At 34.4% G+C, this 14550-nt stretch carries 15 protein-coding genes; 7 read left to right on the top strand and 8 right to left on the bottom strand.

Annotated features, from left to right (window positions below; genetic code table 11):
- Positions 1-311 precede the first annotated feature (311 nt).
- The gene (locus GLP24_RS07800; protein ID WP_194164808.1) at positions 312-851 is read right to left on the bottom strand and encodes a TetR family transcriptional regulator; all 540 of its coding nucleotides are present in this window, start codon (positions 849-851) and stop codon (positions 312-314) included.
- A gap of 119 nt (positions 852-970) precedes the next feature.
- On the opposite strand from GLP24_RS07800, the gene GLP24_RS07805 reads away from it, so the two are divergent.
- The 3 genes from GLP24_RS07805 (at position 971) to GLP24_RS07815 (ending at position 3937) form a co-directional block, all read left to right on the top strand.
- The gene (locus GLP24_RS07805; RefSeq protein ID WP_232615822.1) at positions 971-1573 is read left to right on the top strand and encodes a glutathione S-transferase family protein; all 603 of its coding nucleotides are present in this window, start codon (positions 971-973) and stop codon (positions 1571-1573) included.
- Positions 1574-1605: 32 nt separating this feature from the next.
- The gene (locus tag GLP24_RS07810) at positions 1606-2115 is read left to right on the top strand and encodes a hypothetical protein (RefSeq protein ID WP_101767812.1); all 510 of its coding nucleotides are present in this window, start codon (positions 1606-1608) and stop codon (positions 2113-2115) included.
- Between the two features lie 373 nt (positions 2116-2488).
- Entirely contained in the window at positions 2489-3937 is a 1449-nt protein-coding gene (locus GLP24_RS07815) for a tyrosine-type recombinase/integrase (RefSeq protein WP_232615823.1), read from the top strand.
- Positions 3938-4380: 443 nt separating this feature from the next.
- On the opposite strand, the gene GLP24_RS07820 is transcribed toward GLP24_RS07815, so the two are convergent.
- Positions 4381-5625: an Nramp family divalent metal transporter gene (locus GLP24_RS07820; RefSeq protein ID WP_407951498.1), complete on the bottom strand. Its 1245-nt coding sequence runs from the start codon at positions 5623-5625 to the stop codon at positions 4381-4383.
- Positions 5626-6028: 403 nt separating this feature from the next.
- Between GLP24_RS07820 and GLP24_RS07825 the strand changes: the two genes are divergently transcribed.
- Entirely contained in the window at positions 6029-6574 is a 546-nt protein-coding gene (locus GLP24_RS07825; protein ID WP_101767809.1) for a DUF1439 domain-containing protein, read from the top strand.
- 40 nt (positions 6575-6614) lie between these two features.
- Here the strand turns inward: GLP24_RS07825 and GLP24_RS07830 are convergent, their stop codons facing one another.
- Both GLP24_RS07830 and chrA read right to left on the bottom strand, forming a co-directional pair.
- Positions 6615-6911, bottom strand: a complete 297-nt coding sequence (locus tag GLP24_RS07830) for a hypothetical protein (RefSeq protein WP_232615824.1) — start codon at positions 6909-6911, stop codon at positions 6615-6617.
- Between the two features lie 159 nt (positions 6912-7070).
- Positions 7071-8222 (bottom strand): chromate efflux transporter, encoded by a 1152-nt coding sequence (gene chrA / locus GLP24_RS07835; RefSeq protein ID WP_232578999.1) that lies wholly within the window; start codon positions 8220-8222, stop codon positions 7071-7073.
- A gap of 232 nt (positions 8223-8454) precedes the next feature.
- On the opposite strand from chrA, the gene GLP24_RS07840 reads away from it, so the two are divergent.
- On the top strand, positions 8455-9372 hold the full coding sequence (locus GLP24_RS07840) for a LysR family transcriptional regulator (protein ID WP_101767806.1): 918 nt from the start codon (positions 8455-8457) through the stop codon (positions 9370-9372).
- Positions 9373-9467: 95 nt separating this feature from the next.
- Here GLP24_RS07840 and GLP24_RS07845 read toward each other — a convergent pair whose 3' ends face one another.
- The gene (locus GLP24_RS07845) at positions 9468-10583 is read right to left on the bottom strand and encodes a 1-acyl-sn-glycerol-3-phosphate acyltransferase (protein ID WP_101767805.1); all 1116 of its coding nucleotides are present in this window, start codon (positions 10581-10583) and stop codon (positions 9468-9470) included.
- Positions 10584-10841: 258 nt separating this feature from the next.
- On the opposite strand from GLP24_RS07845, the gene GLP24_RS07850 reads away from it, so the two are divergent.
- On the top strand, positions 10842-11522 hold the full coding sequence (locus GLP24_RS07850; protein ID WP_232575724.1) for a hypothetical protein: 681 nt from the start codon (positions 10842-10844) through the stop codon (positions 11520-11522).
- 97 nt (positions 11523-11619) lie between these two features.
- Here GLP24_RS07850 and GLP24_RS07855 read toward each other — a convergent pair whose 3' ends face one another.
- Positions 11620-12135: a hypothetical protein gene (locus GLP24_RS07855; RefSeq protein ID WP_144043150.1), complete on the bottom strand. Its 516-nt coding sequence runs from the start codon at positions 12133-12135 to the stop codon at positions 11620-11622.
- Positions 12136-12188: 53 nt separating this feature from the next.
- Positions 12189-12716 (bottom strand): nicotinate-nicotinamide nucleotide adenylyltransferase, encoded by a 528-nt coding sequence (locus tag GLP24_RS07860; protein WP_232615825.1) that lies wholly within the window; start codon positions 12714-12716, stop codon positions 12189-12191.
- A 246-nt stretch (positions 12717-12962) separates the two neighbouring features.
- Between GLP24_RS07860 and nadE the strand changes: the two genes are divergently transcribed.
- Positions 12963-13799 carry an ammonia-dependent NAD(+) synthetase gene (gene nadE, locus GLP24_RS07865; RefSeq protein WP_101767801.1) on the top strand — a complete coding sequence of 279 codons (837 nt, stop codon included), beginning with the start codon at positions 12963-12965 and terminating at the stop codon, positions 13797-13799.
- A gap of 79 nt (positions 13800-13878) precedes the next feature.
- Here the strand turns inward: nadE and GLP24_RS07870 are convergent, their stop codons facing one another.
- Positions 13879-14406 (bottom strand): HD domain-containing protein, encoded by a 528-nt coding sequence (locus GLP24_RS07870; RefSeq protein WP_101767800.1) that lies wholly within the window; start codon positions 14404-14406, stop codon positions 13879-13881.
- Positions 14407-14550 lie beyond the last annotated feature (144 nt).

Consider the following 14550-nt stretch of genomic DNA (forward strand, 5'->3'; position numbering starts at 1 on the left):
TTTTGTGGCTCTTATCGCATGTTATCGAAACTAATCTTACTCAATAATTTAATACGCTATATATTGAATATATGTTAAAAACTATGGTGTATTTATGATTACTTCAATAAAAAATTTCGTATGTCCAAAGTGTGGGAAATCTGAATATCTTGAAGGAAAAAACATTATTATATGTATTTGTGGCTACCGTATTGATTATATTCAAGCATGAAAAACGTATTAATATTCAGATGGAAGAGCACAATATTGTTATTATCTTAAATGGATATCGTTTGTACTCTACAAGAATAATACTTAATTATATTTAGTTATTATTTGATAAGAGTACGTAAGATTTCTTTAGTATCAGTAATTAACGTTACGTCTTTATGAGCGACTAATTTAACGATAAGTCCTTCATAAAGTAATTCAATATGGAAAGCTAACTGAGAATTTTCAATTCCAAATGCAGTTAATCTTTTTTGTGTTTCAATACAAGAAGCTTGCTTATGCTTTACCGCTAATTGATGCAATGGATGTTGTTCATCTGAAAATTCTCGACAAGCTGCCATAAATATACAGCCATAAAATTGTTGGTTGTTTATTAAACGCTCTAATTCACTGAACCGAGCTAAAACTAGTTCTTTTTTATCTTCAATAATATTCCATTCTTCCGCCCAGGTTTGTTGAATGTTATTGCTAAATGATGTTAATGCCTCTATGACTAAACCTTCTTTATTACCAAAATTATTATAAATAGTCTTCTTTGATATTTTAGTATGTTCTGCAATCGTATCAACACCGGTAAGCGTGATCCCTTCTTTTTGTGCTAGTTCAAGAAAACCAGTGATTAATTTCTGTCGCTTAGTCATTTTTTGTGCCGCCTTACTTTTAATTTTATTTATTATACACAGATCTGTGTAAAAATGATTGTGTTTAAAAAAAAGTGGCCTATAATAATTTACACAGACTTGTGTAAAAAGAGAATAACATGAAAATATATAGCTTCCCATATTCAATCCCTAGCTACCGTACTCGATTAGCAGCATCATTACTTGGTTTTAATGTTGAAGAGCAGGTTATTGATTTAAGTAAAAATGAACAAAAGTCACCTGAATTTTTAGCCGTTAACCCTCTAGGTAAAATTCCAGTAATGACTGACGATCAAGTGACTGTCAGTGATTCTATGGCAATATTACGTTATTTAGCAAGAAAGTCTCAAATAACGCATTGGTATCCAGAATCTGACATTGCAACAGCGGCTAAGATTGACACGTTATTATCATTAGTCAGTAACGAATTATATGAAGGAATTGAAAAAGCACGATTAATTACTGCTTTTAAAATGTTACCTGAAGAATTATTACCTCAATGTGAAACTATCACTCATGACGTTTTAAATATCTTAAATCTACAATTAGAAGATAACGTATTTTTAGTTACTGATATGCCAACCATTGCTGATATTGCTGTCGCTTCAACACTGCTTTATATTGATGAAGCTTCTTTCAGTTTAGATAATTATAAAAATATTAAAAATTGGCTTAATAATATAAAATCGTTAGCTGGGTTCATTCAACCAACGTTTCTTTAATTTATTTACATTCATATCATGAGTATTAGTTTATGCCAGTAATTGATGATCAAATAGCCCTTCTGTCATCGCTATTAACAAAGCAAACAGAATTAAATAATGATAATTTAATTTATGCAGCGTGGGCTGCTGCTCTAAATTCTCAAAGTAAGTATCTTGTTGAATATATCAATAAACACATAAAACTCCCTGATGAGGCCATATTAGAAGATATTGAATATGCCATTTCACGGATGGGTGTTACTAATCCCTATTTTATTGCGCGACAATTTATTGATATCAAGGAAGGAGGATCGTTAAAAAGTCTTCATTTTCGTCCTCTACAAGAATTAAATATTAAAAATGAAACCGCTTATCATTATGCATGCGTGGTTGTTTCGTTAATGAATGGTGGTTATATATGTCTTTCTTCTCATGTAAATAGTTTATTAGAACTCAACGAAACAGAAAAAAGTATTGATGCCGCAATGCGTCTTGGCTCTGTATGTAGTTCACTTTCTAAACGATCATTTATCGATGATATCGTAAATAATAGTCACTAATTCTCATCTTGTTATGTAACATTTATAGCATATAAATCCAGTGATCATGATATTAAATAACATGCTCTAAACGCGGTTTAGTCTTTCTTTTTAAGATTACGCCGCATTCTCGTTTATAATATATCTTCATCAAAGACTCAATACCCCGCTTAGTTACACCGTAACACTTTTATATAATTATAAAGTGCCACAGATTACCTGATAATATAAAAATCCCCCCTATTCATATTGCCGCTTTTTTGAGCGATAATTGTTCTGTATACAGATTTCTATGATCTTCTCATTTTTAGCTAACTAACAGATTTATATAGCTTTATTTTATCAGTCTTATATAATATCTCTTATAGCAGATCAAGAATAAAGACCATAATCAATGACGATCATCCCTTCAAATTCTTTAGTACATAACGACTTTAATCTTAGGCCTGGTTCATTACGTCAACAAACAGCAGTAAGCCAACAGATCCGACAACGTGATAATTTTGTTATAAATCCTGCGTTAGCTTATATTAATTCGCTTGCCGCGACAGATACTACTGGCGGCCAAGCAAATGCTCGTTACACATTAGAACGTTTTAGTCGATTTCTATTAACATCAACATTTGAGAAAATTGATTGGATTGTATTATTAACAACCCCTTCTCTTATTGAAAAAGCGATGGCTGCTTTTTTAATTCATCGAGCAAAAACAAAAGCAAAGATGAAAGGATTATTTTTTGATCCACAGCGATCGCTGAAGAATTTACATGTTAACCCATTAAAGAAAGCATTATTAATAATCAGTGACTATTTTTATCAACAGCAACAGATTTCACTATCTCAATATACTAATTGGAAATATTCTATTGAGCAATTTTCACTCTATAATCAATCAACGACAGAGTTGGAACAAGGCTGGCTTCCTCCAAGTTATACAGAACAAACTTTAACGATTGAATTAACATCACAAGCTAAGATTATGCTTGAAGCATTCAGTTGTTTTTGTATAAAACCGTGTATTGAAAGGATGGATTGGTATAGCGTTCTTTATGCACCAGTATTGCAAACCTCAATGCAATCCTTTTTATCATCACGTTTAACTATGAAAAGTAGCGATAGAAAACAAGATTATGCCCCTGCTACTGCCGATAATTTATTGAGAATGTTACGAGGTGTTGCTCATCATGCGTGGTTATCTGAGTCAATTTCTATTGAAACGTTACAACGGATCAAAGCAATAAAACTACCAAGAGGCTCTCGACAATCGAGTGGTCGTTACTTAAGTTATACCGATGTTGACCAAATATCGGCACTAACTTTAGCACAATCGAACAAGATAAAAGCATTAAGAGATAATGCAATTTTTTGGTTAATGTATGAATCTGGGTTACGTCGTGCAGAAGTTATTGGACTGGATGTTAATGATATTGATCTTTATTTATGTAAAATTCGAGTTTTGGGTAAAGGTAATAAAGAACGTTATGTTCCATTTTCAAAAAATAGCGACCTTTATGCGGCAATTGAGCAATGGATAATGGTGCGATCTCAACATCCACAACAAATTTCAAGTTTTTTTTGTGGGGTTAATCGTTATCAGCAATTAACGTCACAACGTTTAACGACTCAAACATTAAATGATCTCTGTAAACATATTTATCAACTTGGTTTTTCACGTCGAATATCGCCCCATGATTTTCGTCACTCTGTAGCGACTAATTTATTACGTTCTGGTTATGATTTATTATTAGTCAGTAAGTTTATGGGACACAGTAGTATTACAACTACCCAACGTTATGACCGTCGTACAGATGATGAATTACAAGGCGTTACACCGGGTCGTTAATAGATCACACTATACAACAGTGAGTTTCAATATTTGTTGTTAAAAATATAACATAAGTATAATAGCTGTACTATATTCTGTTATATTTTCAGAAGAATGCTATCGTATAAAAAATAACAAACTGGATTGATTATGTTGATATTTATACGTACATTATTATTAATAACATTCATTGTTTTTTCTATATCTAGCTCTGCTCTAACAATAAAGCATTATACTCAGCAATATGCTTTATTACCTTGTACTGGGTTAGAATCACGAATAAACAGCTTTGAAAAACAATCATCAATGATGTTATCTAATGCATCTAAAAGAGAGAAAGAAACATTAAAACGAGAATATAAAGCACTTAATAAATTATATAAGCAAAAGAATTGTCACAAAAGAAATTCCCGATAATAATATTATTAACGGGAGTTAAGTAAGGAGTCAGTAACATATTATCAAGCTAGTAATGTGTAGCTTAAATATATGTTAAGGGTAAGAACAATTGCTACAATAATTAAACCTAACACCGAGATAACGCGGTTATTTTTATATTTACCCATAATTAACTTACTATTGGTAAAGTAAAGTAATGGGATAATTGCGAGTGCGATACCAAAGCTTAGAACGACTTGACTCATGACTAAAATTTCAGTTGTATTAACCGCTAAGGCAATAACAACAAACGATGGGATCATGGTAATTGAACGACGTAACCACATTGGAATGCTAAATTTAACAAAGCCTTGCATTACAACTTGACCAGCCATTGTACCGACTACGGTTGATGACAGACCGGATGCTACCAGCGAAATACCAAATAATATTGATGCGGATTTACCGACTAATGGTGTTAATGTTTTATAGGCTGTTTCTATTTCAGCGATATCTTGATTACCTGAATAATGGAATACTGCGGCCGCCATAGCGACGATGGCTATATTAACAAACCCAGCAATAACCATTGCAATTAATACATCATATTTTGTTGAACGTAACCGTGTTGATACTTTTTCACCATACGTGTTTTTAAATAATGCTGAGTGTAGATAAATAACATGAGGCATTACCGTTGCACCAAGAATACCTGCAGCTAAATAAATTTGGTGTGGACTGTTTAATGTTGGAACAATTAATCCAGTAACTAAAGCATGGGATGCTGGCGGTGCAATAAACAATTCAAAAATATAAATAACAGCAACGAGTAATAATAAAGCACCAATAACGACTTCAAGTGGTTTTTGACTTTTATTGTTAAGCATTAATATCATCATTGTCACTATTGCCGTGATAACAGCCCCTTCCATTAAGCTAATACCAAACAATAATTGAAAGCCAACGGCCGCACCAATAAATTCCGCAAGATCGGTTGCCATCGCAATTATTTCAGCTTGTACCCAATATGGAGCTATTGCCCATTTAGGAAGATGATCACGTAAATGTTCAGCTAAATTTTTACCTGTAACAATGCCTAATTTTGCAGACAGATATTGAATCAACATCGCCATTAAATTAGCCCATAGTACAACCCATAATAGTTGGTAACCGAAGGCTGAACCTGCCTCAATATTCGTTGCGAAATTACCAGGATCGATGTAACCAATAGCAGCAATGAATGCAGGACCTAATAAAAGTAATTTCTTTTTTAACTTAAAGCTAAATGGGGTTGGCTGCATATCAAGGCTAATAGATGCTTTATTCATAAGTGACTCCTTTGTCATGGAGTTACTTTACTCAATTTACAAATGAGAATCAATATCATTTAGGTGTTAAATATGGTTGCTTATGTTTCACTTATGAATTATTAACAATCAATAGCTGCTACCTATCAATGATATAGAGGTTTTAATTGTTAATTTTTACTATTAATAGCATTCTGGACGAGAATTTATAATCACTTGCCATCTTTCTTACCGATGGAAAACACGTTAAACCTGATGATTATCTAGATCGCATGGATATATAACATATTCTATTTAAACAACTTACCTTCTCGTGATAATTGTTATATCTCGATACTATTTGCTAGCACTGGATGATAGATTGTTTGCTATTATATAATGGAGCACATTAGGTGCTCTTTTATCGCTATAGTTAAGGTTTGTTATGCATTTAAAATCATTATTACTTGCGGGTTCGGTAGTGTTCTTCTCAGGTTGTGCTAGTTACGGTGTCACTGAAAATGAAATGCAATCTTATTTAAATAAAGAGACTCAATTTAATCATTCAGTTGGTATTCAAGGCTTAGCCTATGCTACCGGTAAATTTGATAATATTAAGGTTGGTATTGGACGTGTCGCTAAAAATAAAGTAAATGTTGCAGCGACAGCAACTGCCGATTTAGAGTTAATGGGACAACCAACTCAAAACATCTCAATCAAAGCAAATTTTAGTGCTATCCCCTATTATAACCAAGACCAAGGTGCTATTTATTTAAAAAACCTTAATATTGAATCATTAGATATTACACCTCAGCGGCTAAACAATGTATTAACTAAACCGGTTATTACGCCTATTGTTTCTTTTTTAAGCCAAGTTTTATCAACAAAACCAGTATATAAACTTAATGATAATGAAATAGAACAAGCGCTTTTGAAAAAAACCAAACCTGAATTAATCATTGAAAATCATAAATTAATTTTAGATTGGTAAAAAATAGCTATTCATATAAAAGCTCTATTTAGGAGCTTTTTTATTGTTTATTTTTTGACAGCTCTAAAAAATGAGTATTCACTGTTTCATCAATCATTCTTACAGCCCTTTCGGCTTCAAAAGATCGTTTCATTGCTTCTGCTGCATAATCTCTCGTCGTAGCCGTTTGGCTAGTAATAATAAGCATAAGTACAAAAATAATAGTTGCTACTGATAAAATAGCGACAGTATATATTCGCCGAGTAATACGAGCTTCACTTTGTTTAATCTCTGCTTTTACAGCTCGTAATACATCATAATTAGTAATGTTTAAACGCATTCTTTGATTTTTATCCATCTTACCTATTCAATTCATAGACAATATAACACAATATATTATCAAGCATTTCTTAATTTAAGCTTACTTAATCTTAATGGTACGGTGTTATCTGTTTAATTGCTATAAAGTTATAGTGCATTAGAGTTAAAACAAAGAGAGCCATAGACTCTCTTTGTTTTATTGATTAATTATCGACACATATAGAAACAACAATATGGCGACCACCCATACTGGAGATTGATATTTCTTAATTAAGATATAGCCCACGATTACTGCAATAATATCTATTATAGATTTAATCGAACTTATTATTACGGGGTTAATAAATGCATATCCCAATAAACCAACAACACAGGCATTTATCAATACTATAGCGTGTATTAAACGAGGATGACTAAACAAAGCTTTCCAAGCTGGTAAAAAAGCAAATAACAATAAACTACCCGGAAGAAAAACAGCAATAGTCGCAACCAAGCTTCCCCAAATCGGCATTGTAGGCATAGCTGAAGCACCAAGATAACTCGCCATGGTAAACATCGGTCCTGGTACTAATTGTGCCGAAGCATAAGCACTTAGAAAAGTATTATCCGTTACCATTCCGGCGAGCATGGGTTGTAATAATGGTAAAACAACATGTCCGCCGCCAAAAACAAAACTCCCCGCTTGATAAAAAATAGTCAATAATTTAACGTTATCATTAGTTGCTGGCATTAATGGTAATAAAATGAATAAACCAACAAAAACACTTAATAGTCCCATGTGTGGTCGAATAGGTTTTACTCTCACATTATCAATAGTCGTTTGGACTTTAAATGACCATAAATAGCCAATAAGACTTGCCACAACAATAGGTATAATTTGTCCAAGTAATCCATGACTAAACATCAGCCATATCATGGTTAATAACGTAGTGGCCACTGTGGGTATCGACGTTAAACTCTTCTTTGCCATTCCCCACAATGCATCAGCAATAACCACAACCGCTAATAATTTTGCTGCTGTAATAATATGTTCAACAATAACAGAATTACCAAATGTATTATTGGCAATAGCAAGAAAAGTTAATAATGAAAAAGAAGGTAAGGTAAAACCAATAAAAGCGGCAATAGATCCTAGATAACCTGCTTTTTTATAGCCAATATACATTCCAAGTTGACTACTCGCAGGACCAGGTAAAAATTGACATAATGCAATCGCTTGTGTGAAATCCTTATCACTAAGCCATTTCTTTTTTACAACAAATGCTTGTTGAAAATAACCTATATGTGCAGCTGGACCACCGAAACTACACAGCCCTAAGATTAAAAACTGCCAAAAAACCGTTATCATTAATCACATCTCCTATAGTGAAGTGATGATTGTAACGATTGTTTATCTATTACTAAAATCGTTTGTACAGATACATATTATTATTAATATCGATGGTTAATTTCTTTATTGCACCATATCATTTTAATAATGAACATAATCCTCTATGATAGAAATCATATTCTTCTTATGTAATAACAAGCAAAGTTATATAAAGTCCCCCTACTTTGCTTTTCTCTTTCGAGTAGATACTATGTTAGAAAATCTTCAACAAATGGTTATTTTGGCAGCTATCGGCCATGAACAAAATTTCACTCGAGCAGCAGAACGATTAGGCATCTCTAAATCTCAAGTAAGTAAACAAGTACGTTACTTAGAAGAGCGCTTAGGCTGTCAATTAGTCCAACGTAGCACACGCACAGTGGCCTTAACTGAAATCGGTTTACAGTATGCCGATTATGGTCAACAACTGGTTGATACCGTTAATGAAGCTGAAGCGATGGTGGCTGGTTATCGTAATGAAATCAAAGGTGTGTTACGAATTGGTATTGCACAATCTTTTGGCAATATTCACATCACATCGGCCTTAGCTGAATTTCAAAAAAGTAATCCTGAATTAGAATTAGAAATTAGTCTATTTGATCATCGACCTAATTTATTAGAAGAAGGATTTGATTGCTGGATAGCGATTCATGAGCATCCGCCAGAAGGTATGGTGGCAAGAAAATTAGCTAATTGTGAGTTTGTCGTCGTTGCTTCGCCAGATTATATTGCTCAGCATGGTCAACCTGAAACACCAAGCGATTTACGCCGCCACAATTGCATTACTTATCAAAGCCGCGAACGTAAATATGTAAATTGGGCTTTCTCTCGTGATGGTGTACAACAATCAATTCGTGTTCGAGGTAATTATCGTATAGATAATGCCCCCGCAGTATTGGACGCGGCGGTTAGTGGCTTAGGTATTGCCTATTTATCAACATACTTAATGACCAATGAAATTAAAAATAACAAATTAATTCAATTACTTCCTGAGTGGAAAACAACTGTCGATTTACCCATCTATGCTGTTTATCCACGACGAAAATACTTAGCACCTAAAGTACGTTGCTTTATTGATTTTATGGCCGATCGTATGGCACAAGCACCGTATAAAACACCGCAATCATAGCCAAAAATAATCTAAGTAAAAATATAACCACAAACAATAACGCGGCTATTGCTATTATAGCAATAGCCGCGTTATTGGCTTTAAAATAAACGTATTTATTCTAGGGGCTGTTTTTTCTGAGCCGGGAATGCATACATACGGCGTAAAATCGCTTGTACACCTTGTGGTTGATCGGCTAATTTCTGTGCAAACAACTGTTGCTCTTCCGCCGTTACTTGATCCGATTCAATCTCTGCTGCAATATAATTTGATGGGAATAAATGATAATTTTCAGTTATTTGCTTGTCAATAATTGCAGCCATTTCATCAGGTGTTTCTGGCGCATTGGTGATCACATCACCAAAGCTGATATGGATTCTACGTTTCTGTCCGACAATACCTTGGACAATACTTTCAATATCTTCAAATTCAGATTTTTCATACGTTCCCGTCGTCTCTTTTTGGTAAAGCTCTTGTGCTTTAGCCAAATCACAAGGGTCATTTTCATATGAAATAGCAACAGGAACAATATTTAAGCCACTCATAAACTCAGCAAAGGGCATTTTTTGCTTACGTCCTTCCATGAAGAACATCTTCAAAATAGCAGGATCAGTTTTATCGTTACCGTCTTTTGCTCGGCCTTCTTTTTGTGCTATCCAAATATTATTGCCCGTCATTAAAGAATGTGAAATATAACTAGAAAGTAGACCTAATGACTTCATTAACTCACGAGGGCCTTTTGATGAACGTTTAACAATAAAACTCTTATTTAAACGCATCAATTCAGTTGCACAAGGCTTTTTAAGTAAATTATCACCAATCGCAATACGAACTGTAGTGAAATTATTATTGAATAAACACCAATTCACCATCGCAGGATCCATTGCAATATCACGATGATTAGAAACAAATAAGTAGGCTTTATTTGGGTCGAGCTTATCCAAGCCGGTTATAGTTACACCGTCACATGAATGATCTATTGTTGCTCGCATATACTTAGCAACATAATCTTGTACGTCTTTAACACTGGCCACATTTGACCATTTTTTAACAAGAAAACGTTTTATTAATGGAATAAGCAACCACCCAAACATACCGGAAGCATGAGGAAAGCGGTATTTTAAAATAGCATTGATAAAATCTTTATCCTCAATAAGGCGTTTAATAGCCCCTTTAACTTCGTTATCGTTGTAAGGGCGGATCTCTTTATAAATATCGTTATCTATACACACAATAAGGCTTCATCTTGAAAAAATCAGTTATTTTTTGGTAAATATTATTTTACCTAATAACCTAAATCGATAAGGAATATGGTTGAAGATCTAACCATAGCGAGTCGTTGAATTTTCAACCACTATTAATCATAAAAAGTGCGTTCTAATGCAAAAACGACCAATCATACACTGATTTTGATTATTGTCGCCTATGCAATGTTGACGATGAAACAAAAACAGCCGAATATGTATAAGATATCGAGTTAGAGAGACATTATGAAACAAGCCATTGAGTTTTCCAATAACGAGCACCCTTTTCTTTTCGTTGGTTCTCGTCGTAAAAGTCACAACGCCTACTTTATTGTTGTGAATAGCGGCAGCATATTAATACGTTTAGGTAAACATGAGCACCTCATGTCCAAAGGACAGGGGTTTTGGGTACCCTTTGATTGTTTACATGCATTAACGATTTTACCTGGCACGCAGTTTTTTAAAGTTGCGTTTTCAATCCGTTTACGACAACCATTGTGTCGTGATGCAGGGTTCTTTATCGTAACCCCGTTACTTAATGCCTTATTGGTCGAACTTGAAAAACAGCCAGTTGAAGAAAATGATTGGAATGGTGTCGATGGACGCTTACTTAAAGTCGTGGCCGATCAAGTAGCAAACTTATCAGCCTCTACCCAATCGTTATCACCTGCAATTAGCAAACACTATCATAGTGCGTTAGCCTTATTGCTTAATGGTCATAAAGTTACTGACTCATCAGCAATTAAAACGATACAACCTGTATTAGGGATGACATTAAAAGAATTTGAATCTTGTCTTACCATACGTGAAACGGTGAAATTAATCCGTTCAGGAAGAAAATTACCGCAAATTGCAGCGCAGCTAAATACATCAGAAGTATTACTTGAAGCGCTTGCGATGGCGATTCTAGGCAAGTCCTTTCATTAATAATCCCTGATCTTAAAATAATGCCCATTATGAATATGGGCATTATCTTCCGTTTCATGTTTGATTGCTTTTATATTAAATCGCCATCGGATCTTTCTTAATTCAACGGCACATGTACTTGTAATGAAATGCCATCATCAACATTACTCTTGGTATGCCAGCGATAATCTAATCGTACCTGGGTGCTATCATCATTTGGATCACCAAAACCTAAACTCATTTGGACACCATGATTTAATACCCATTGCTCAGCATCAACCACATCGTCAACCTCTTCATTATTATATTTTCTTGGCAACCAAAATCCTAAACCGTAGTACATTGAATCATTATGGTCAGTAAAAACAGGATGATCAGAAAAATCATCATTCCACAAATTCCAAAAATCACTGGTGTTATAATTATGATCTTGTTTCCAATCACTGAATTGTTGAGCGTGATCATAAGAATTAGTCTTAACATGTAAAAATGGAATATTGTCAGCATTATTCGATGATAGACAGGCTGCATGATCAAATTGAAACAAATGATCATCTGTTTTAATGACTTCATGAGATATCAATTTACATGGATAAGCATAGGCAGATGATGAATAAATTACGTTACTCATCATAATAAGTATCACTGCTTTCATCGTATTCATGCGCAATATTAACTATCCGTTCGTTAATGAGTAAATAGAAAACGTTCATCATTCATGAGCATTAATTTAACTGTTGGCGTTGTATATTGGCTAATATCATCATTACTTGCCAATGCCTCTCGAATTAAAGTACTTCGTATTGGAACTGTTTCCGGACATGCCATAATTTGCCATTGTTTTAGGATTTCATCTGCTTTATAAAATCGCTGAAAATTCAGAAAATTATCGGGCCCAACAACAAAGGTAATATTGGTATCTGGGTGCTTTAATTGTAAGTTTTTAAGTACAGAATATGTTGTGACAGCGTTATCACCAATGGCAATTTGTTGTTCTAATGTAGACAATTCTAGATTAGATTGTCCAATATCACTGATAAATGCACGAACAAGATCACAGCGAGCATCATAATCAAGCATCACTTTCCCCCACGCATGTTGATAGCTAGGAAGCAATAACACCTTATCAAACTGACTTAGTCGCTCTAATACCGAACGATGGCCTAAACTTGGAGGGTTAAATGCACTACCAAAAACTGCCAGTGTCTGTTTCATATTTCAATCACTCCCCTCTTAATTACCAACCTTATAAATACAACCTAGTTTAGGAAATATTCTTTAGTATCGTACTGTTTTTACGCTAAAACGGCATTATTTTATATAAATTCACGCTTGAGCATTGATCCTTAGTTAGAGTTATCGCATGATTTTGATAAAGGTGTAATGGCTGAATTCTCATTTTTCCGTTATGTCGTTTTAAATGATTAATATTTGGGCAAAAGCCTTAAGGATTCATGATCCATGGAACAACTTATCCGTGAGCAGATGCGCGTACTACCTACTATCGATATTGAATTTGAAATCCAGCGCCGTATTGCTTTCATCCAGAAAAAACTTAAGCAATCTGGTTGTAAATCTTTAGTTCTCGGTATTAGCGGAGGTGTTGACTCAACAACTTGTGGCCGTTTAGCACAACTTGCTATCAATGATTTAAATACAATAACAACGAGCAATGATTATCAGTTCATCGCTGTTCGCCTTCCTTATGGCGAGCAACAAGATGAAGATGAAGCACAACATGCTTTACAGTTTATCCAACCTAGTCAATCTGTTAGTGTAAATATCAAAACGGGTGTTGATGGACTACATGCCAGTGCTTTATTAGGATTAGAAGGCACAACTTTAATTCCAACCGATGCGGCTAAAGTCGATTTTGTAAAAGGCAATGTTAAAGCACGCGCACGTATGATTGCACAATATGAAATCGCTGGCTTAGTCGGTGGTCTTGTTATTGGTACAGATCATTCAGCAGAAAATATTACAGGGTTCTATACTAAATTTGGTGATGGTGCTTGTGATCTTGCTCCTCTTTTTGGTTTAAATAAACGTCAAATTCGTAGTATTGCCGCTAAATTAGGCGCGCCTGAACATCTTGTGGCTAAAGTACCTACCGCTGATTTAGAAGAATTGGCACCACAGAAAGCGGATGAAGAGGCATTATTGGTTACTTATGACCAAATTGATGACTTCCTTGAAGGTAAACCCGTTGATGAATTTGTCAGTGAGCGTTTAATTAGTATTTATCGTGCAACTCAGCATAAACGTCAGCCAATCCCGACTATTTACGATAAAGACTGACCTAGACCCAAATAGTGCTGATATAAATAAAAAGGCCTAACACGATGTTAGGCCTCTGTTTTGTCGAAAAGTGAAGATATTACTTACATAACGTAGCTTCAGGTTGACCAATAATGAGGCCATCTAGTTCTCTCCATAAATCATCACAAAGACCTGGACGATAGACTGCATCTTTAAATGCAGAATGTTCATGTTGATACATTTTATAATGTCGTGGTGAGCTTTTACTACTTGAACGCACATTCGCTAAACGATCACACACTTTCACTATCAGAGCTAAACGTGCGGCATCTTCTGTAATGTTTAAAGCTGCTAGGCGATGGTTAATTTCTAATTTTCTTTTCGCACGATCTTCTAATTTTACATCAGTAACAGAATTAACCGCATCAGCAATCGTAAAACCAAAGCGATCAACTAATTCATTAAAATTAGTATCCGTATCTTCAATCACATCATGTAATTGAGCAACAATCATCGCATCGATGCCAAATGGTTGAGCCAATTTTGCTACAGTATTAAGATGCACTGCATATGGGGTTTCGCCATATTTTTGCTCACCGTGACGTTTTTTTGCAAATTCTTGTGCTACTAAATAACGACTATCCATCAATGTTTCCTCGATACTTTCTTATTTTATTAGTTCATTGTAGAAGTAATACATTCCTTGTTGCTAGTCATTTATTTGAAATGAAATTATTCAAAAATAAAAAAAGAGCCATAAAGGCTCTTTTTATTTATTAGATAGTTACGA

It is taken from the genome of Photobacterium carnosum, assembly GCF_021236965.1.
Classification (GTDB): Bacteria; Pseudomonadota; Gammaproteobacteria; order Enterobacterales; family Vibrionaceae; genus Photobacterium; species Photobacterium carnosum.

Coding starts and splice junctions, on each gene's coding strand:
- GLP24_RS07805 (WP_232615822.1), top strand. CDS start 971: ATGAAAATATATAGCTTCCCATATTCAATCCCTAGCTACCGTACTCGA.
- GLP24_RS07850 (WP_232575724.1), top strand. CDS start 10,842: ATGAAACAAGCCATTGAGTTTTCCAATAACGAGCACCCTTTTCTTTTC.
- GLP24_RS07800 (WP_194164808.1), bottom strand. CDS start 851: ATGACTAAGCGACAGAAATTAATCACTGGTTTTCTTGAACTAGCACAA.
- nadE (WP_101767801.1), top strand. CDS start 12,963: ATGGAACAACTTATCCGTGAGCAGATGCGCGTACTACCTACTATCGAT.
- GLP24_RS07870 (WP_101767800.1), bottom strand. CDS start 14,406: ATGGATAGTCGTTATTTAGTAGCACAAGAATTTGCAAAAAAACGTCAC.
- GLP24_RS07825 (WP_101767809.1), top strand. CDS start 6,029: ATGCATTTAAAATCATTATTACTTGCGGGTTCGGTAGTGTTCTTCTCA.
- chrA (WP_232578999.1), bottom strand. CDS start 8,222: ATGATAACGGTTTTTTGGCAGTTTTTAATCTTAGGGCTGTGTAGTTTC.
- GLP24_RS07810 (WP_101767812.1), top strand. CDS start 1,606: ATGCCAGTAATTGATGATCAAATAGCCCTTCTGTCATCGCTATTAACA.
- GLP24_RS07815 (WP_232615823.1), top strand. CDS start 2,489: ATGACGATCATCCCTTCAAATTCTTTAGTACATAACGACTTTAATCTT.
- GLP24_RS07855 (WP_144043150.1), bottom strand. CDS start 12,135: ATGATGAGTAACGTAATTTATTCATCATCTGCCTATGCTTATCCATGT.
- GLP24_RS07840 (WP_101767806.1), top strand. CDS start 8,455: ATGTTAGAAAATCTTCAACAAATGGTTATTTTGGCAGCTATCGGCCAT.
- GLP24_RS07830 (WP_232615824.1), bottom strand. CDS start 6,911: ATGGATAAAAATCAAAGAATGCGTTTAAACATTACTAATTATGATGTA.
- GLP24_RS07820 (WP_407951498.1), bottom strand. CDS start 5,625: ATGAATAAAGCATCTATTAGCCTTGATATGCAGCCAACCCCATTTAGC.
- GLP24_RS07860 (WP_232615825.1), bottom strand. CDS start 12,716: ATGAAACAGACACTGGCAGTTTTTGGTAGTGCATTTAACCCTCCAAGT.